Annotated in this window: 16 protein-coding genes; 11 read left to right on the forward strand and 5 right to left on the reverse strand. The window is 72.1% G+C overall.

Annotated elements, in window-relative coordinates; all coding sequences use genetic code 11:
- Positions 1-97: 97 nt before the first annotated feature.
- Positions 98-283 (reverse strand): 50S ribosomal protein L28, encoded by a 186-nt coding sequence (gene rpmB / locus ACFU5F_RS30655; protein ID WP_003993230.1) that lies wholly within the window; start codon positions 281-283, stop codon positions 98-100.
- Between the two features lie 308 nt (positions 284-591).
- Between rpmB and ACFU5F_RS30660 the strand changes: the two genes are divergently transcribed.
- Positions 592-2,274, forward strand: a complete 1,683-nt coding sequence (locus ACFU5F_RS30660; RefSeq protein WP_383894178.1) for a DAK2 domain-containing protein — start codon at positions 592-594, stop codon at positions 2,272-2,274.
- Positions 2,275-2,301: 27 nt separating this feature from the next.
- Here the strand turns inward: ACFU5F_RS30660 and ACFU5F_RS30665 are convergent, their stop codons facing one another.
- Both ACFU5F_RS30665 and ACFU5F_RS30670 read right to left on the reverse strand, forming a co-directional pair.
- Positions 2,302-5,241 (reverse strand): tetratricopeptide repeat protein, encoded by a 2,940-nt coding sequence (locus tag ACFU5F_RS30665; protein WP_383894277.1) that lies wholly within the window; start codon positions 5,239-5,241, stop codon positions 2,302-2,304.
- An 8-nt stretch (positions 5,242-5,249) separates the two neighbouring features.
- Positions 5,250-7,103: an HSP90 family protein gene (locus ACFU5F_RS30670; RefSeq protein WP_383894181.1), complete on the reverse strand. Its 1,854-nt coding sequence runs from the start codon at positions 7,101-7,103 to the stop codon at positions 5,250-5,252.
- A 196-nt stretch (positions 7,104-7,299) separates the two neighbouring features.
- Between ACFU5F_RS30670 and recG the strand changes: the two genes are divergently transcribed.
- The 8 genes from recG (at position 7,300) to mutM (ending at position 14,852) form a co-directional block, all read left to right on the forward strand.
- Complete coding sequence (recG, locus tag ACFU5F_RS30675; RefSeq protein WP_383894183.1) at positions 7,300-9,516, forward strand: ATP-dependent DNA helicase RecG; 2,217 nt, start codon at positions 7,300-7,302, stop codon at positions 9,514-9,516.
- Between the two features lie 189 nt (positions 9,517-9,705).
- Positions 9,706-10,293 (forward strand): 16S rRNA (guanine(966)-N(2))-methyltransferase RsmD, encoded by a 588-nt coding sequence (gene rsmD / locus ACFU5F_RS30680; RefSeq protein WP_383894186.1) that lies wholly within the window; start codon positions 9,706-9,708, stop codon positions 10,291-10,293.
- A gap of 29 nt (positions 10,294-10,322) precedes the next feature.
- Positions 10,323-10,802 carry a pantetheine-phosphate adenylyltransferase gene (coaD, locus tag ACFU5F_RS30685; RefSeq protein ID WP_383894279.1) on the forward strand — a complete coding sequence of 160 codons (480 nt, stop codon included), beginning with the start codon at positions 10,323-10,325 and terminating at the stop codon, positions 10,800-10,802.
- An 89-nt stretch (positions 10,803-10,891) separates the two neighbouring features.
- Positions 10,892-11,965, forward strand: coding sequence for a cell division initiation protein (locus tag ACFU5F_RS30690; protein WP_383894280.1), 1,074 nt, complete (start codon positions 10,892-10,894; stop codon positions 11,963-11,965).
- Positions 11,966-12,116: 151 nt separating this feature from the next.
- Entirely contained in the window at positions 12,117-12,761 is a 645-nt protein-coding gene (locus ACFU5F_RS30695; protein WP_383894189.1) for a YceD family protein, read from the forward strand.
- 2 nt (positions 12,762-12,763) lie between these two features.
- On the forward strand, positions 12,764-12,937 hold the full coding sequence (gene rpmF / locus ACFU5F_RS30700; protein ID WP_007493396.1) for a 50S ribosomal protein L32: 174 nt from the start codon (positions 12,764-12,766) through the stop codon (positions 12,935-12,937).
- Between the two features lie 19 nt (positions 12,938-12,956).
- On the forward strand, positions 12,957-13,775 hold the full coding sequence (gene rnc, locus ACFU5F_RS30705; protein ID WP_383894191.1) for a ribonuclease III: 819 nt from the start codon (positions 12,957-12,959) through the stop codon (positions 13,773-13,775).
- Between the two features lie 216 nt (positions 13,776-13,991).
- Positions 13,992-14,852: a bifunctional DNA-formamidopyrimidine glycosylase/DNA-(apurinic or apyrimidinic site) lyase gene (mutM, locus tag ACFU5F_RS30710; protein WP_383894194.1), complete on the forward strand. Its 861-nt coding sequence runs from the start codon at positions 13,992-13,994 to the stop codon at positions 14,850-14,852.
- Here the strand turns inward: mutM and ACFU5F_RS30715 are convergent.
- A complete protein-coding gene (locus ACFU5F_RS30715; protein ID WP_383894197.1) occupies positions 14,825-15,265 on the reverse strand; it encodes a winged helix-turn-helix transcriptional regulator in 441 nt (146 codons plus the stop codon). The genes mutM and ACFU5F_RS30715 overlap by 28 nt on opposite strands.
- Before the next feature lie 106 nt (positions 15,266-15,371).
- A complete protein-coding gene (locus ACFU5F_RS30720) occupies positions 15,372-16,367 on the reverse strand; it encodes a CAP domain-containing protein (RefSeq protein WP_383894199.1) in 996 nt (331 codons plus the stop codon).
- 189 nt (positions 16,368-16,556) lie between these two features.
- Here ACFU5F_RS30720 and ACFU5F_RS30725 point away from each other — a divergent pair, with 189 nt between their 5' ends.
- A complete protein-coding gene (locus tag ACFU5F_RS30725) occupies positions 16,557-16,838 on the forward strand; it encodes an acylphosphatase (RefSeq protein ID WP_383894202.1) in 282 nt (93 codons plus the stop codon).
- A 401-nt stretch (positions 16,839-17,239) separates the two neighbouring features.
- On the forward strand, positions 17,240-17,440 hold the full coding sequence (locus tag ACFU5F_RS30730) for a hypothetical protein (RefSeq protein ID WP_005479841.1): 201 nt from the start codon (positions 17,240-17,242) through the stop codon (positions 17,438-17,440).
- Positions 17,441-17,644 lie beyond the last annotated feature (204 nt).

Raw genomic sequence — 17,644 nt, forward strand, 5'->3', positions numbered from 1 at the left:
ACGCGGATCCGCGTACGGGCACGGCAAAAAGCCGGCCCACCTCACGGTGGACCGGCTCTGAGCAGCGAACCAGCAGTGGCCGCGCGCTGGCTGAGCGTCAGCGCGAGACCTTGCCGGCCTTGATGCACGAGGTGCAGGCGTTCACGCGCTTCGGCGTCCCGCCGACCACGGTACGGACGCGCTGGATGTTCGGGTTCCAGCGACGGGACGTACGGCGGTGCGAGTGCGAGATGTTGTTGCCGAAGCCCGGCCCCTTGCCGCAGACGTCGCAGTTGGCAGCCACGGGTCACTCCAAAGACTTCAGATGCACTTACGGTTGATCCCGGCATGCCGGGATCACGATCCCAGGAACTGGAATCTGAGTGGCGGTGCCAGGGGGAGAGTCCGGTCTGGATCAACGATCCGAATCGGACAACCGGAGCAGCATACAACGACTGCGTCCGTACAACGAAACTACCATGGCTGGTCGGGGCCTCGCCCCGGCCCCCTTACCGGCGGTCACCACCGCGGGTCTACGCTGCGTGGCGACGTGCGGCGTCCCCCGGGCCCCCGTCCAGCAGCCAGGCAGCCCATCAGCTCAAGGAGGCACAGGTGCCGCAGGCGCCGCAGACGTTCTTCGATGCTCTCGCGGTACGCACCTGGTGCGCACTCGCGCTGGCGGCACTGGGACGCGCGCGCGAGGAGATCGACGCCATCAACGTGTACCCGGTGGCCGACGGTGACACCGGCACGAACCTGTACCTGACGATGGAGTCGGCGGCGGCGGCCGTGGAGGCGGTCTTCGCGGGCCACGAGACCGGCGCCCCGGCGGGCGCGGGCAGGCCCAGCCTCGCCGAGGCGGCGCGCGCCATGGCACATGGGGCCCTCATCGGGGCCCGGGGCAACTCCGGGACGATCCTCGCCCAGCTCCTGCGGGGCATGGCCCAGGTGCTCTCCGACGACAGTGGGGCGGTGCACACCGACGGCCGGGGCCTGCGGCTCGCGCTGCGGCACGCCGCCGACTCCGCCCGGGACGCGGTCGCCCATCCCGTCGAGGGGACCGTTCTCACGGTCGCCTCCGCGGCGGCCGACGCGGCCACCGGCGCCGAGGGCGACTGCGGCACGGTCGCCCGCGCCGCCTACGAGGGCGCCGGGGCGGCCCTGGCGGCGACGCCGGGCCAGCTGGCGGCCCTGGCCCGCGCCGGCGTCGTGGACGCGGGCGGACGGGGCCTGGTGGCGGTGCTGGCGGCACTGGTCGAGACGTTCACGGGCGAGGCGCCGAGAGCGGTGGCCGGCGGCGTCGGCCACCCGCGCGTGGCCGAGGTCGCCGAGGACGCGGAGGTGTGCGCGGACGACCGGCCCGACGCGGGCGGTCCCGCGTTCGAGGTGATCTACCTCCTGGAGGCGCAGGACGCGGCCGTGGCCCGTCTGCGGAGCCGGCTCGACGCGCTCGGCGACTCGCTCGTGGTGGTCGGCGGGGACGGGCTGTGGAACGTGCACGTGCACGTCGACGACGCCGGCGCCGCCGTCGAGGCGGGCGTCGAGGCCGGGCGGCCGTACCGCATCCGGATCACGCACTTCGGGGCCGAGGACGCCCATGTGACGGGTGAGGTCCGGCGGCCGCCGCGCGAGCGCGCCCAGCGGGCCGTCGTGGCCGTCGTACCGGGGGAGGGACTGGCCGGGCTCTACGCCGAGGCGGGCGCGACCACGGTCCTGGCCCGCCCCGGGGAGCCGCCCGCCAGCGGGGAGCTGGTGGAGGCCGTACGGCGTGCCCACGCGCGCGAGGTGGTGCTGCTGCCCAATGACGCGGACCTCCGCCACACGGCGGCGGCCGCCGCCGAGCAGGCCCGCGCGGAGGGTGTCCGCGTCGCCCTCATCCCCACACGCTCGGCCGTGCAGGGCATCGCCGCCCTCGCCGTCCACGAGCCCGACCGCCGCTTCGACGAGGACGTCGTCTCCATGACGTCCGCCGCCGGCGCCACCCGCTACGCCGAGGTCGTCATCGCCGAACGCCAGTCCTGGACCATGGCCGGCATCTGCCAGGCCGGCGACGTCCTCGGCCTCGTCGACGGCGACGTCGCCGTCATCGGCTCCGACGTCACGCTGACCGCGGCGGCGGTGGTCGACCGGATGCTGGCCGCCGGCGGCGAGATGGTCACCCTGGTCCTGGGCGACGAGGCCCCCGACGACGTCGTCGACCACGTGGAGAGCCGGGTACGGGAGTACCTGGCGGTGGACACGGTGGTGTACCGGGGCGGCCGGCAAGGGGCCCTGCTGCTGATCGGCGTCGAGTAGGCGAGCGGCCGAGCAGCCGGAGGGGCTTCAGCCCTCTCCCCGCACCCGCGACGCCTCCGCCAGCCGCTCCGCCTCGGCCCGCCGGGCCACCGCCGTCTCGTCGTCCCGGTCGCCGCACGCCGCCAGCACCCCCCGCGCCCGGTCCGCGGCGGCACCCGACCGCCCCAGGGCGGCCTCCAGACGGCCCGCGGCCAGTTCGGCGGCGGTCCGGGCGTCCAGGAGGTCCGCCCCCAGGGACGCGTACACCGACACCGCCCGCTCGACGGACCCCAGCGCCTCCTCGAACACCGGCCCGAAGGAGACGCGTTGCGCGTCCTCGGCCACGGAGCGGGCCAGCAGATCGCCGAACTGCAGATACGTCTCGGCGAGTTCCGCGAGGATCCGCCGCCGGTTCTCCTCGCCGTCCACGTCCGACAGGGCCGCCTCGCAGCCCGCCACCGCGTCGCCCATCAGCTCCCGCGCCGCGTCCGGGACGGAGCCCTCCGGCCCCTCGTGTCCCTCTTGCGCCGCGTACCAGGCGCGCGCCCGCAGCGCCCGGACGTACCCGTGGACGTTCCCCAGCTCGCCCCAGAGGTCGACGGCGCGGGCGTACGCCCGGTCGGCCTCGGCGGGCAGCTCCGCGCGCGTGAGCGCTTCCGCGGTGAGATGGGCGAGCAGGGCGTGGTCGTGCTGCTCGGGCCAGTGCCGGGCGATGTCGGCTGCCCGCAGCCACCGCTCGGCGGCCTCGCGGTGCTCGCCCAGCTCGGTGTGGCAGTCGCCGAGCCACCACAGGGTCTGGGCGAGGGCCCCGTCGCCGTGCGTCTCGGCGCTGAGATCGACGAGGGCGGACTCCAGCACCTCGGCGGCCTCCGCCCATCGCCCCAGCCGTAGCAGGAACCCGCCGAGCAGATGCCGGGCCCAGGCACCGAGCGTCGGCCCCTCTCCCGCCTCGTCGGCCCAGTGCGTCGCCTCCAGGGCGTGCGCGAGGGCCGGCTCCACCCGGTCGTCGGCGCCGAGCAGTTCGGCCAGCTGGAGACGGAGCTGGGCGTGGCCCACCGGCTCCAGGTCCGGCCCGCCGTGCTCCAGCGCCGCCAGCGCCGCCCGTTCCGCCGTCGCCAGGTCCCCTAGCTGCTGCGCGACCCCGGCGAGCCGGGCCTCGTACTGCACGGCGAACCACGGCAGCCCGGCCGCCACGTACCGCTCGGCGGCCTCCGCGAACAGATCGGCGGCGGCCGCCGCGTCCCCGCCCCGCGCGGCCAGCTCCCCGAGCATCGCCCGCGCCTCCGCGGCCCGTGAGGCCAGGCGTACGTCCTCCTCGCGGCGCGGTTCGACGAGGGCCGCCAGCTCGCGCACGGCGGCCTCGGCGGGGGGCACCGCGTCGGCGTCCTCGGTCTCGTGCATCCGCTGCACCAGTATCCGGGCCCGCCCCACCAGCACGGACGCCGTCTGCCGCGGACCCGTCCCGCCGGCCGCCCAGAGGGCGAGGATCTTCTCGTACGGCCCGGATATCAGCTCCAGGGCCGTGTCCGAACGGCCCGTCAGGGCGTGCACGTGCGCCTCGCGCGCGCGTGCCGCCAGCGCCTCGCCCGGGTCCCCGGCCTCCTCGTACAGCTCGGCCGCCCGTGCGAACAGGGTGTGGCCCTCCGGTCCGAGACCGATCGCCTCGTGGTCGACGAGCTCCGCGCGGTCCCGGGCGTCCAGCTGCGCGCCCTCGGCCCCGGCGGCCCGCGCCACGGCCGCCCAGGCCCCGACGGAACCGGGATGCAGGCACGCGGAGAGCCGCCGAGCCTCCGCGAGGAGACCGGGCAGGCCTTCCGGCACGGCGGAGCTCTCCGTCCCCTCCACGGCGGCCGGCGGCCGGGGCGCCGGCACCGCGACCGCGGGCCGTGCCGCGCGCACGCCCAGCGGCAGCCGGTCCAGCAGCGGTGCCCGGTCCATCCGCTCCCGGGCGAGGCCGCTGACGTACGACGTGCCGTTGCGCCCGTCGAAGAGGGCGGCCAGCGACAGGGCCTCCTCGCGCGCGTGGGCGGCCAGTTCGCGGGCCGTCCAGGTACGCCCGGCGGGACCGGGAACCGTCTGACCGGCGAACCCACGCGCGACCAGCCGGTCCATGAGCAGCGCCACCACGCTCAGGAAGTCCAGCTTGCTGCGCGGGTCGCCGGAGTCCGTGAAGTACGCCGGACGCTCCGCCAGCAGCTCAAGACCCCGCGCCTCGTTGCCGGTCAGGGCGCAGAACTCCACATGGTCCGCGTACGCGCCCCGCATGCTCTCCATCGCCCGCACCAGCCGGAAACCGCGCAGATGGTGGGCCCGGGCCTCCTCGGGACGCCCCAGCCGCAGCAGCGGCAGCAGGGAGGACGCCAGGACGGTGTGCGGCTCATGGGCGCACGTGTACGCGCCCTCCAGCACCGGCGCCCACAGCTCCAGTGCCTGGGCGTCCTCGCCCCGCCGGGCCCGCCACCAGCCCTGGCCGTGCAGCTCGCACGCGAGACAGTCGGCCATCGCGTCCCGGTCGGCGGCCAGCCACGCCCCGTAGGCCCGCTCGGCCCGCGCCAGGTCGCCGACGTGCGCGGCCACGCTGAACTCGGCAGCGCGCACCGCGCGTTCCGAGTGCCCGGCGAGCCGGTAGCGGCGTTCCATCTCGCCGAGCCACTTCTCGACGGAGGCGAGCGGGACGTGCGGCTGGTTCAGCATGCCGGCCGACATCCACTTGAACACCCAGTGCAGGGAGTGGATCTCGTACTCGTCGAAGTCCTCCGGGTGCTCGTCCCACATGCGCAGCAGGCGCGCGAAGGGGACGAACATCCTGTCCTTCTCGGAGCTGTAGTTGTAGACCTTCAGCTGGTGCCCGAGCGCCTCGATCACGGCGAGCGGCACGTTCAGCCGCTCCGCCTCCGCGAGCAGCACCTCCGCGCGCGCGTTACGGGCGGGCCCCTCCGGCTGCCCGTGGTTCTCCGCCATCGCCCGGCGCAGCTCGTCGAAGTCCATGACGTCTCTCACGGGCGGCCGTCCCCCTCGGTGTGCGTGGCCCACTCCAGCAGGCCGATGAAGGCCCGGTTCAGCAGCGCCGAGTCGGCGGGCCTGAGCGGCCGCTGCGCCCTCAGCAGGGCCTGCCCGTACAGGGACTCCGTGGCCGTGCCGATCAGCTCCCGGTCGGACAGCGAACCGATCCGCCGGACCAGCGGGTTGAGGTGGTTGAGCACCAGCTTCGCGCGCGGGGCACCGCCCCGCAGCGAGCCGAGGATGCCCGCCCACAGGTCGTCCGCCCGCTCCTCCGCCTCCGCGCGCGCCTGCTCGTGCCGCGCGGAGCGGTCGTCCAGGTGCAGCGCGGGCACCGACAGCGGGTGGAAGGCCCGCAGCACGACATCGCACCCCAGGGGGTCGAGCCTGGCCCGCGCCGCCGACAGGAAGCCCGCCAGCGCCAGTTCCTCGTCCGGGTCCGGCGCGTCCAGGTGAGCCGTCACCGTCTCGGCGTCCAGCTCGGCGACCGCCGTCCCCGGCCGCACCGAAGGCAGCGCCTCGACCAGCTCGCTGTCGTACGTGTAACCGCCGTTGACCACCCCGACGCCCTGCGCGGACGCGATCGGCGCGACCTGGCGGTACTCCTCGACCGTCCGCGTGAAGTGCACCACCGGGTGCCGCTGGGCGAACTCCTCCAGGGACAGCCGGCCGTCGGTCGTCTCGAACGGGAGCCACGGCAGCATCGTGCGCAGCATCTCCCGGTCGTGCCGCGCCAGCGACTTCACGCCCAGGTGGTGCACCGACAGGAAGGCCGCCAGCCGCTCCGGATCGCCCGCGGCGAGCCCGGTGAGCCAGCCGCGGATCCGCTCGCCCAGCGCCTCCCGCACGGCCGCCAGGGTCTCGTCCTCGTACAGCGACTCCCGCGACGCCGTCGGCCGCAGACTGTCCGTGTCGAGCACGCACCGCACGAAGAACGCCCAGTCCGGCAGCAGCTGTTCGGCCCGCTCGGTGAGCAGCATGCCCTTCAGGTGCACCCGGTGACCCGCCCGCTGGGCCGGGCTGACGGCGGCCGGCAGCACGTACGCCACCCCCCGGATCCCGGCCAGCGGCACGTTCAGCTCGACGGAGTCCAGCGGGGTGAACCCGAACAGGTCGTGACAGTGCCGGGCCAGGGCCACCCGCCGGCCTGCGGGGGAGGGGTACGCGCGGTCCCAGGGGGCCGGCAGATCGGTGACCGCCTCGTCGCCCACCCGGACGTCGTACGGCAGCAGCGACCCGAAGTCCCGCGCCAGAGTGAGCACGCGCGCGGGGGCGAGCCATTCGGCAGCTCCCGGCCGCGCGACCAGATGCACGGTCGTGCCCGGTTCGGGCCGCGCCTCGTCGGGCAGGGTCCGCACGGTGTACGAGCCGTCGTCGGCCGCCGTCCACTCCACCGGCGGGGCGCCCGGCGTACGGGCGCTGCGGCTGACCACGCGGATGCGCTCGGCGACCACGAAACACGCCAGCAGCCCGATGCCGAACTGCCCCAGGAAGTCCGAGCGGACCTCCTGGATGCCGCCGTCGCCGCGCTTGGAACTGCGCCCGATCGTGGCGAGCAGGTCGTGCACGTCGGCCTCGGTGAGCCCGATGCCCGAATCCTCCACCCGCAGCGCGCCGCCCTCGGCGAACAGCCGGACCCGGGCGGGCGCACCGGGCTGTGCGGCACGGCGGGCGGTGATCGCGTCCACGGCGTTCTGCAGCAGTTCGCGCAGGTAGACCTTGGGACTGGAATAGAGGTGATGCGAGAGCAGATCCACCAGGCCACGCAGATCGACCTGGAACGTATGAGGCGACGGGGACGCCTCGGGAGTCTGGGGTGCCTGGGATGACTGTGAGGTCATTGAATCCATCGTCGCAGCGCCGGGGGGAGGGGATTCTGGCGACGGCGGCGGGGTCGGGCGGTCCCGGAAGACGGTGACCGCGGACGGGAGGCGGTACGGGCCCTGCCGCGGCTGGGTCCGGGAGAGCGTCATCCTAGGCCCGAACGACCCGCCTGACCAGCGGATTTCCAGGACGTCTACGGGATTGTCAGTGCGGTGGTGTGCAATGGATCTCGTGCCCGCGCTCGAAGAACCGCTCAAGAACTCGCTCGGCGCCGCCACCGCGAAGGTGATGGCCGAGCACCTCGGCCTGCACACCGTCGGGGACCTGCTGCACCACTACCCCCGCAGGTACGAGGAGCGCGGCCGGCTCACCCGTCTCGCCGACCTGCCCATGGACGAGCACGTCACGGTGGTCGCCCAGGTCGCCGACGCCCGCCTGCACACCTTCGCCTCCGCCAAGGCCCCCCGGGGCAAGGGCCAGCGCCTCGAAGTGACCATCACGGACGGCAGCGGCCGCCTCCAGCTCGTCTTCTTCGGCCACGGCGTCCACAAACCCCACAAGGACCTCCTCCCCGGCACCCGCGCGCTGTTCGCCGGCAAGGTCTCCGTCTTCAACCGCCGCCTCCAGCTGGCCCATCCGGCCTACGAGCCGCTGCGCGGGGAGGGCGACACCGAGACCGTCGACACCTGGGCCGGCGCCCTCATCCCGATCTACCCGGCCACCGCCAAGATGGAGTCCTGGAAGATCGCCAAAGCAGTCCAGACGATCCTGCCGAGCGCCCAGGAGGCCGTGGACCCCCTGCCCGAGTCGCTGCGGGAGGGCCGGGGTCTGGTCTCGCTCCCGGAGGCCCTGCTGAAGATCCACCGCCCCCACACCACGGCGGACCGGGACAGCGCCCGCGACCGCCTCAAGTGGGACGAGGCCTTCGTGCTCCAGGTCGCCCTCGCCCGCCGCCGGCACGCCGACTCGCAGCTCCCCGCCGTCGCCCGCCGCCCCGCCCCCGACGGCCTTCTCACCGCCTTCGACGCCCGCCTCCCCTTCACCCTCACCGACGGGCAGCGGAAGGTCTCCCGGGAGATCTTCGACGACCTGGCCACCGAGCACCCGATGCACCGGCTGCTGCAGGGCGAGGTGGGCAGCGGAAAGACCATGGTGGCCCTGCGCGCCATGCTCGCCGTCGTCGACGCGGGCGGCCAGGCGGCCATGCTCGCGCCCACCGAGGTCCTCGCCCAGCAGCACCACCGGTCGGTGACCGAGATGATGGGAGAGCTGGCCGAGGGCGGCATGCTCGGCGGATCCGAGCACGCCACCAAGGTGGTGCTCCTCACCGGGTCGATGGGCGCCGCCGGCCGCCGACAGGCCCTGCTGGACCTGGTCACCGGCGAGGCCGGGATCGTCATCGGCACCCACGCGCTGATCGAGGACAAGGTGCAGTTCCACGACCTGGGCCTGGTCGTCGTGGACGAGCAGCACCGCTTCGGCGTCGAGCAGCGCGACGCCCTGCGCGGCAAGGGCAAACAGCCGCCCCACCTCCTGGTCATGACGGCCACCCCCATCCCGCGCACGGTCGCGATGACCGTCTTCGGCGACCTGGACACCTCGGTCCTCGACCAGCTCCCTGCCGGCCGCTCACCCATCGCCAGCCATGTCGTCCCCGCCGCCGACAAACCGCACTTCCTCGCGCGCGCCTGGGAGCGCGTGCGCGAGGAAGTGGAGAACGGCCACCAGGCGTACGTCGTCTGCCCCCGCATCGGGGACGACGCGGACGAACCCGCTGACCCGAGGAAGGGCGGCGGGAAGTCCCCCGAGGACGAGGCCGAGAAGCGCCCGCCCCTCGCCGTCCTCGACGTCGCGGACCAGCTCGCCAAGGGCCCCCTCGCCGGTCTGCGGGTCGAGGTCCTGCACGGCAGGATGCACCCCGACGACAAGGACGCGGTCATGCGCCGCTTCGCCGCCGGCGAGACGCACGTCCTGGTCGCCACCACGGTCATCGAGGTCGGGGTGAACGTCCCGAACGCCACCGCCATGGTGATCATGGACGCCGACCGCTTCGGCGTCTCCCAGCTCCATCAGCTGCGCGGCCGGGTGGGCCGGGGCTCCGCCGCGGGCCTGTGCCTCCTGGTCACCGAGATGCCCGAGGCGAGCCCGGCCCGCCGGCGCCTCGGTGCCGTCGCCGCCACCCTCGACGGCTTCGAACTCTCCCGCATCGACCTCGAACAGCGTCGCGAGGGCGACGTCCTCGGTCAGGCCCAGTCCGGCGCCCGCACCAGCCTGCGCATGCTGACCGTCATCGACGACGAGGAGATCATCGCGGAGGCCCGCGAGGAGGCGGCCGCGGTGGTGGCGGCCGACCCGGACCTGGAGCGCCTGCCGGCGCTGAGGACAGCCCTGGACGCCCTCCTGGACGAGGAGAGGGAGCAGTACCTGGACAAGGGCTGAGCTGCAGCGCGCCCGAAGGGGCGCGGGGAACTGCGCGAGCAACCACGACGGACCCGCGGTCGCTTACGTGGATCGAGAGGCACCCCCACCAGGCGATCCCGCCGCTCCGCAGCCGCCCACGGCAGAACGCGCCCCTCACCTCCGACTGTCAGACTGGACCCACAGTCGCCTCCTCCCCAAGGACCCAAGATGACCCGCGTGATCGCCGGCGCAGCCGGCGGACGCCGCCTCGCCGTCCCGCCGGGCAACGGCACCCGCCCCACCTCCGACCGCGCGCGCGAGGGCCTCTTCTCCACCTGGGAATCCCTCCTCGGCGGCCCGCTGGACGGCGAACGGGTCCTGGACCTGTACGCCGGGTCGGGCGCCGTCGGTCTGGAGGCCCTCTCCCGAGGCGCCGGCCACACCCTCCTCGTCGAGGCCGACGCGCGAGCGGCCCGTACCGTCCGCGACAACGTCCGATCGCTCGGCCTCCCCGGCGCCGAGGTGAGACCGGGCAAAGCGGAGCAGATCATCCAGGGCCCGGCGCCGGACGAGCCGTACGACCTCGTCTTCCTGGACCCCCCGTACGCCGTCCCGGACGACGATCTTCGGGAGATCCTGCTCACACTCCTTACGGGGGGCTGGCTTGGCGACGAGGCCCTCGTCACCGTGGAGCGCAGCACCAGAGGCGGTGAATTCGCCTGGCCGACCGGTTTCGACGCCATCAGGGCCCGTCGCTACGGCGAGGGAACGTTTTGGTACGGTCGCGCCGCCGCTACGTGCGAAGACGCACGATGACCGCCGGACCGGAGAGCGAGGGACCCCAAGTGCGCCGTGCCGTCTGTCCCGGGTCGTTCGACCCCATCACCAACGGACACCTCGACATCATTGGCCGCGCCTCCAAGCTGTACGACGAGGTCTATGTCGCGGTGATGATCAACAAGTCCAAGAAGGGCCTCTTCGAGGTCGAGGAGCGGATGGAACTGATCCGCGAGGTCACCACCGAATACGCGAACGTACGGGTGGAGGCCTTCCACGGTCTGCTCGTGGACTTCTGCAAGCAGCGCGACATCCCGGCCATCGTCAAGGGGCTGCGCGCGGTCAGCGACTTCGACTACGAGCTGCAGATGGCCCAGATGAACATCGGCCTGTCGGGCGTGGAGACCCTCTTCGTCCCCACCAACCCCACCTACAGCTTCCTGTCGTCCTCCCTGGTCAAGGAGGTCGCGACCTGGGGCGGCGACGTCTCCCACCTGGTCCCCCCGCTCGTCCTCGAAGCCCTCGGCGAACGCCTGAAGCGGGACTGAGCGGACGAACCTCCCCCGCTGGCCGTACAGTCGACCCGACCGTCTCCAACACAGTCGTAGAGAGTGGCGAGCACACGGTGGACCACACGGTGGACGTGCAGAAGAAGCTCGACGAGATCGTCTCGGTGGTCTCCGGCGCCCGATCCATGCCCATGTCGGCCTCGTGCGTGGTCAATCGCGCCGAACTGCTCTCCCTGCTCGACGAACTGCGCGCGGCCCTGCCCGACTCCCTCGCCCAGGCGCGGGAGCTGATCGGCGACCGTGACCACATGGTCGAGCGGGCCCGTCAGGAGGCCGAGCGGATCGTGGCGAACGCGCACGCCGAGCGCGGCTCCCTGATCTCCGACACCGAGGTCGCTCGCCGGTCCCAGAACGAGGCCGACCGCATCCTGGGCGAGGCCCGCCAGGAGGCCGAGGACGTCCGCGCCGAGGCCGACGACTACGTCGACTCCAAGCTCGCCAACTTCGAGGTCGTCCTCACCAAGACCCTCGGCTCCGTGGGCCGCGGCCGCGAGAAGCTCCTCGGCACGGGCCCCGGCCTCGACGAGCAGGGCTACGCGGACGAGGACGCCCCCGAGCGCAGCCAGGACCCCGAGACCCTGCGCAAGGACGCCGACGCCTACGTGGACGCCAAGCTCGGCGCCTTCGAGGCGGTGCTCGCCAAGACCCTGGAGGCCGTGGGCCGCGGCCGCCAGAAGCTGCACGGCCGGATCGCCACCGACGACCTCGGTGCCCTCGCCCTCGGCGACGACGGCACCTCCCCGCGGCCCACCAGCGACGCCGACTACCTGGCCGACCTCGCCGCCCTCTCCGACATCCCCGCCGAGCAGTCCCGGCAGGTGCCGGAGCAGCAGCCCTACGGCGGGCAGCAGGACGCGTACCAGGCGACGGCGTACCAGCAGGATCCGTACGGCGGCTACCAGCAGCAGTACACCCAGCCCCAGCAGGCCGCGGACCCCTACGGCTACCAGCAGGCCGACCCGTACGCGGCCGGCTACCCGCAGCAGCCCGCGTACGACCCGCACCAGGGGCACCAGGACCGGGTGCCGCAGGACCAGCAGGGGTACGCGCAGCAGCAGGCGAACGTGCTCGACGAGACCAGTCTCTTCGACACCACCATGATCACGGCGGAGCAGCTGCGCCGGTACGAACAGGGCCGCTGACCGCGGATTGGGCCGAGAGCGAAAGGTCCAGTATCCTGTTTCTTCGGTCGCGCGTGCGTTCATGCTGTCCGCAAAAGACGCCCGCGATCGAGCGCTGCCCGGAACACCAGGGGTGGCGTCCTCCTCCGAGTCCCGAAGACCGAAAGCAGAAATGGCTCTGAACGCCCGCCTCGACCACCGCAACCCCCTCGTGTTCGACACGCACGAGCTGGGCCGGCGGCCCGGTGCGCAACAGCGTCTGACGCGCTCGGTCGACGCTCCCAGGGACCTCGGGATCAAGGGGGTCGTCGGAGTGCCGGAAGGCGCCCCGGTGGAGCTCGGACTCCGTCTGGAGTCGGTCATGGAAGGGGTGCTCGTCACAGGCACCGCCCGTGCCGACGCCAAGGGGGAGTGCGTAAGGTGTCTGGAGCCGGTCGAGCTGGAGCTCGTAGCGGACTTCCAGGAGATGTTCTCGTACCCCGACGCCGATGAGCGGGGCCGCGTGATCGCGGAACCCGACAGCGACGCCGAGGACGACGAGGACAGACTCTTCATCGAGGACGGCCTGTTCGACCTCGAACCCGTGCTGCGCGACGCGGTGGTGCTCGCACTGCCGATGCAGCCGGTGTGCCAGGACGACTGCCCCGGCCTGTGCTCCGAGTGCGGAGCCCGGCTCGCGGACGACCCGGACCACCACCATGACGCCGTCGACATCCGTTGGGCGGCACTGCAGGGACTCGCCGGTTCACTCGAAGACGGCGAGAAGGACGAGATGAGCGGCGCCGAACCCGGTGTCGACGAGAAGCAGGAGAAGTAGCCGTGGCTGTTCCGAAGCGGAAGATGTCGCGCAGCAACACGCGCCACCGCCGGTCGCAGTGGAAGGCTGCGGTCCCCACCCTGGTTGCGTGCGAGCGCTGCCACGAGCCCAAGCTGCAGCACATCGCGTGCCCGTCTTGCGGCACCTACAACAAGCGCCAGGTCCTCGAGGTCTGAGCGGCTGGTGAGAGGCTCTATGTCTGACGCCAAGGCGGAGACCAACGCCAAGAAAAAGGCGGAGAACACAGCCTCGTCCCACACGCTTCTGGAAGGGCGGCTCGGCTACCAGCTCGAGTCCGCCCTTCTGGTGCGTGCGCTGACCCACCGTTCGTACGCGTACGAGAACGGCGGTCTGCCCACCAACGAGCGTCTGGAGTTCCTCGGGGACTCCGTGCTCGGCCTGGTGGTCACGGACACGCTGTACCGCACCCACCCCGACCTGCCCGAAGGCCAACTGGCCAAGCTGCGGGCCGCGGTGGTCAACTCTCGTGCGCTGGCGGAGGTGGGCCGCGGGCTCGACCTCGGCTCCTTCATCCGGCTCGGCCGCGGTGAAGAGGGCACGGGTGGCCGGGACAAGGCATCCATCCTGGCCGACACCCTCGAAGCGGTGATCGGCGCGGTCTATCTCGACCAGGGGCTCGACTCGGCGGCGGAGCTGGTGCATCGCCTGTTCGACCCGTTGATCGAGAAGTCTTCGAACCTCGGAGCCGGCCTGGACTGGAAGACCAGTCTCCAGGAGCTCACCGCGACCGAAGGGCTCGGTGTGCCCGAGTACCTGGTCACGGAGACCGGCCCCGACCATGAGAAGACCTTCACAGCTGCCGCCCGCGTCGGAGGCGTCTCGTACGGCACCGGCACCGGCCGCAGCAAGAAGGAAGCGGAACAGCAGGCGGCCGAGTCCGCCTGGCGTGCGATCCGCTCCGCGGCGGACGAGCGGGCGAAGGCGGCGGCCGAGGCCGCGGCACTCGTACCCGACGACTCCGCCGAGACTCCTTCGGACGCCGCCCCGGCCTGACACCGCGGGCTACCGCTCCCGGACCCCCGCGAGGGGATGCGGGGGCGGTTTCGGCATGTCGGCGAGTGCGGACGCGTGGGGCCCGAAAAGCAAGGGGCGCAGGCCCGGCTCTACAGGGGCGCGGGGAACTGCGCGACCAGTCCCCACCCACCCGCACCCGACGCACGACCTCACCCACCCGCGACCTCACCCCCCACCCAACCTCCGGAGGACCCTGTGCCAGAACTGCCCGAGGTCGAGGTCGTCCGGCGGGGCCTGGAGCGCTGGGTGGCGCACCGCACCGTCGCCGATGTCGAGGTGCTCCACCCCCGGGCGATCCGCCGCCACCTGGCCGGCCCCGAGGACTTCGCTCACCGACTGAAGGGCCACCGCATCGGGGAGCCCAGCCGACGCGGCAAGTACCTGTGGCTGCCCGTCGAGGACACCGGCACAGCCGTCCTCGCGCACCTCGGCATGAGCGGCCAACTGCTCGTGCAGCCGCACGAGACGGCCGACGAGAAGCACCTCAGGATCCGCGTCCGCTTCGCGGACGACCTGCTCACCGAACTCCGCTTCGTCGACCAACGCACCTTCGGCGGGCTGTCGTTGCACGACACCACCCCCGACGGCCTGCCGGACGTCATCGCGCACATCGCCCGCGACCCGCTCGACCCGCTGTTCGACGCGGAGGCGTTCCACCAGGCGCTGCGCCGCAAGCGTACGACCATCAAACGGGCCCTGCTCGACCAGTCGTTGATCAGCGGGGTGGGCAACATCTACGCCGACGAGGCGCTGTGGCGGTCCAGGCTGCACTACGAGCGCCCGACCGCGGGCTTCACCCGCCCCCGTACCACCGAACTCCTGGGCCACGTACGGGACGTGATGAACGCGGCGCTGGCGGTGGGCGGTACGAGCTTCGACAGCCTCTACGTCAACGTGAACGGTGAGTCGGGGTACTTCGACCGGTCGCTGGACGCGTACGGCCGAGAGGGACTGCCCTGCCGACGCTGTGCCACGCCGATGCGGCGACGGCCGTGGATGAACCGCTCCAGCTACTTCTGCCCGACGTGTCAGCGGGCCCCGCGCGTCTCGTCGTAGCGCGCACGGGCCTGGAGCACGTCCTCCATCCGGCCCTCGACGAAGGTGATGAGGGACAGCAGCCGCTCGGAGACCTCGCGGCCGAGCGGGGTGAGGCTGTAGTCGACGCGCGGCGGGTTGGTGGGCTGGGCCTCGCGGTGCACCAGGCCGTCTCGCTCCAGGGCGTGCAGGGTTTGGGAGAGCATCTTCTCGCTGACGCCGTCGACCCGGCGCCGCAGCTCGTTGAAGCGGAGCGAGCTGTCGTGCAGCGCGCCCAGCGTGAGCCCGCCCCAGCGGCCCGTGACGTGTTCCAGGGTGCCCCGTGAGGGGCAGTTCCTGGCGAACACGTCGAAGGCCAGCTCGTCGAGGTTCCAGGCGTCCGCGCCCGCGGCGGCCTGCGCGGGCGTCACGGCACTCTGCGCGGCTGATTCCATACATCGAGCATACTCCGGCGCAGCGCTCACCAGAAGGTTGCACTAACTCCTGGTGAGCGGTGGCGTCCGGGTGATGTCTCAGTGACCGAAGTCCCCTGCGGCCGTCTCAGTAGCCGAAGTCCTGGGTCCACCACGGTCCGCCGTCGCCCAGGTGGACGCCGACGCCGAGGGTCTTGAAGTCGCAGTTCAGGATGTTCGCCTTGTGGCCTGGGCTGTTCATCCAGGCTTCCATGACCGCCTCGGCGGTGGCCTGGCCGCGGGCGATGTTCTCGCCGCCCAGTCCCGTGATCCCGAGGGAGGCCGCACGGTCCCAGGGGTCGGAGCCGTCGGGGTCCGTGTGGTCGAAGAAACTGCGCAGCGCCATGTCCTTGCTGAACGCCTCGGCCAGTTGGGCCAGGTCGCTGTCGGCCGCGACCGGGCTGCAGCCGGCCTTGGCCCGCTCCTCGTTGACGAGCAGGAGGACCGCCGCCTCGGCCTGGGTCTCGGTGGAGATCTCCCCCGGGGAGGTCTTCTCCTTGCCCTTGTCCTTGTCCTTGCCCGTCTCCTTGGTGGGCTTGCCGGACGGCTTCTCGGTCTTCCCGGAACCGGCGCCCTTGCCCGCCTCGTCGGACGGCTTCTCCTCGGAGGGGGTCTTCGAGGGTGCCGGCGCGTCGGACGGTGAGGCCTCGCGCTCGGCGTCACGGCTGGTGGACTCGTCCTCGCGCTGCTCCGGCGCGGCACCGTCCGTACCGCCCTGCTGGGTCGCCGCCCCCGTCGGCGAACCGGCGGGCACCACCGTCGCGTTGCCGGCGCCCTCGCTGACCGCGTACTTGTCACCACCCGGCAGCACCCCGGTGGCCACGGCGACGGTACCGAGGGCCACGGCTGCGGACACGCCGAGCAGGCTGGACTTCACAGGGGTCACGGTCCGCTTCTTGCGGCGGCGCGAGCCTCCGGAGCGCGAGGCGGCGGCCTGGGCGTCGGCCTCCAGGAACGCCGCGAACCCGTACAGGTTCTCCGGGCCGTAATGGGGCTCGTCGGAAGCGAAGCCCATGTCGGTGACCCCGGCGGCGCGGCCCCCCCTGGCGGCGCGGCCGGCGGCGGAGCGTCGGTGGCGTCCCATGTCTTGGCCTTCCTCGTCCTTGCTGTGTCCTGCGTCAACGTTGGGGATGTTGTCAACGTTGTGATCGTGGCCTTCACGAATCTCACACGAAGGAGTGAGTTTCATATGAGATTCATTGGGTCGGGACGGTACAGCATGGCGCCGGGGGAGGGAGAGACCCATGGGACATTGGCCCGTTAGCGTGCAGGCATGAGCGAGGATGTACGGCTGGTCGCCTGGGTGCGTGGACGGGTGCAAGGGGTGGGTTTCCGCTGGTTCACGCGGGCTCGGGCGCTGGAGATCGGCGGACTGAGTGGTTTTGCTCTCAATTTGGCCGACGGACGGGTCCAGGTGGTCGCCGAGGGGTCCCGCGGGGCGTGCGAGGGGCTACTGGAGTGGCTCCTGGGGGACGACACGCCCGGGCGCGTGGACGGCGTCACCGAGATCTGGGACACACCGCGAGGGGGCTACGACGGCTTCGCCATCCGCTGACTCTCTCGCCCGGAGCGTGTGGCGCGGGGGTGAGGGGTGGGCCAACGTCATATGCCAGGAGCATGCACACACCAGAAATGTGCAGGTGATTGCCAAGGCGGCTTTGTCATGGCAGTCTCCGAAGAGACGATGATCCCCTCGCTCCGCCGGCCAGGAGAGGTCCCCGTACCGCCGCAGCGTCGCCCGCTCGGGGCCGCGCGGCACAGGGATGCCCGCCGATGCGGGGCGTGATCGTGTTGACCGTCAAACTTTTTGGTGAGACGCTAAAAGCAACCCCGCGCACCTTAGCTGTTTGGCATGAAGACGGCAGCAAAAACTCAACAGTGCCAAGCAACGCGGGTGCGATTCCCTCACGACCCACACCGCTTCGGTCGGTCACTCAGTGTGGAGGACCATCCATCATGGCAAAGGCGCTTCTCGGTTACGTCGGCGGCTCCGACCCGCGACTCCTCGCCGAGATGCGACGGCTCCAGCAGCGAGTCCAGGACCTGGAATCCGAGCTCGGACGCATCCAGGCGGAGAACGACGCGCTGACGGCTGCCGCTTCTCACGATTCGCTCATGGAGCTCGACGCACGCCAGGCGGAGCCTGCGCTCACCTGATCACTGCATCGCACCACGACAGACAGCAGTGGTTGGGCGGCCTGTAACAACCGCTAAGTTGTCAGATCTGCAAGGGACGCCTTCTCTTTGAGGCGTCCCTTCTTTCTGTCCCCCGTCTCGCCGAACCCCCGGTAGAACCCCCGAACGTCCTCACCCTCCCTAACGTCTGATGTGCCCTGCACGTTCATGTGTGAAACCGCGCGT

The sequence above is a fragment of the Streptomyces sp. NPDC057438 genome (assembly GCF_042802995.1).
In the GTDB taxonomy this organism is placed as follows: Bacteria; Actinomycetota; Actinomycetes; order Streptomycetales; family Streptomycetaceae; genus Streptomyces.

What these genes read in the sequence shown, in the direction of transcription:
- ACFU5F_RS30670 (WP_383894181.1), bottom strand. Translation starts at nt 7,103, where the DNA reads ATGGATTCAATGACCTCACAGTCATCCCAGGCACCCCAGACTCCCGAG.
- rnc (WP_383894191.1), top strand. Translation starts at nt 12,957, where the DNA reads ATGTCTGACGCCAAGGCGGAGACCAACGCCAAGAAAAAGGCGGAGAAC.
- ACFU5F_RS30720 (WP_383894199.1), bottom strand. Translation starts at nt 16,367, where the DNA reads ATGGGACGCCACCGACGCTCCGCCGCCGGCCGCGCCGCCAGGGGGGGC.
- ACFU5F_RS30695 (WP_383894189.1), top strand. Translation starts at nt 12,117, where the DNA reads ATGGCTCTGAACGCCCGCCTCGACCACCGCAACCCCCTCGTGTTCGAC.
- ACFU5F_RS30665 (WP_383894277.1), bottom strand. Translation starts at nt 5,241, where the DNA reads ATGGACTTCGACGAGCTGCGCCGGGCGATGGCGGAGAACCACGGGCAG.
- ACFU5F_RS30715 (WP_383894197.1), bottom strand. Translation starts at nt 15,265, where the DNA reads ATGGAATCAGCCGCGCAGAGTGCCGTGACGCCCGCGCAGGCCGCCGCG.
- rsmD (WP_383894186.1), top strand. Translation starts at nt 9,706, where the DNA reads ATGACCCGCGTGATCGCCGGCGCAGCCGGCGGACGCCGCCTCGCCGTC.
- recG (WP_383894183.1), top strand. Translation starts at nt 7,300, where the DNA reads ATGGATCTCGTGCCCGCGCTCGAAGAACCGCTCAAGAACTCGCTCGGC.
- ACFU5F_RS30725 (WP_383894202.1), top strand. Translation starts at nt 16,557, where the DNA reads ATGAGCGAGGATGTACGGCTGGTCGCCTGGGTGCGTGGACGGGTGCAA.
- ACFU5F_RS30730 (WP_005479841.1), top strand. Translation starts at nt 17,240, where the DNA reads ATGGCAAAGGCGCTTCTCGGTTACGTCGGCGGCTCCGACCCGCGACTC.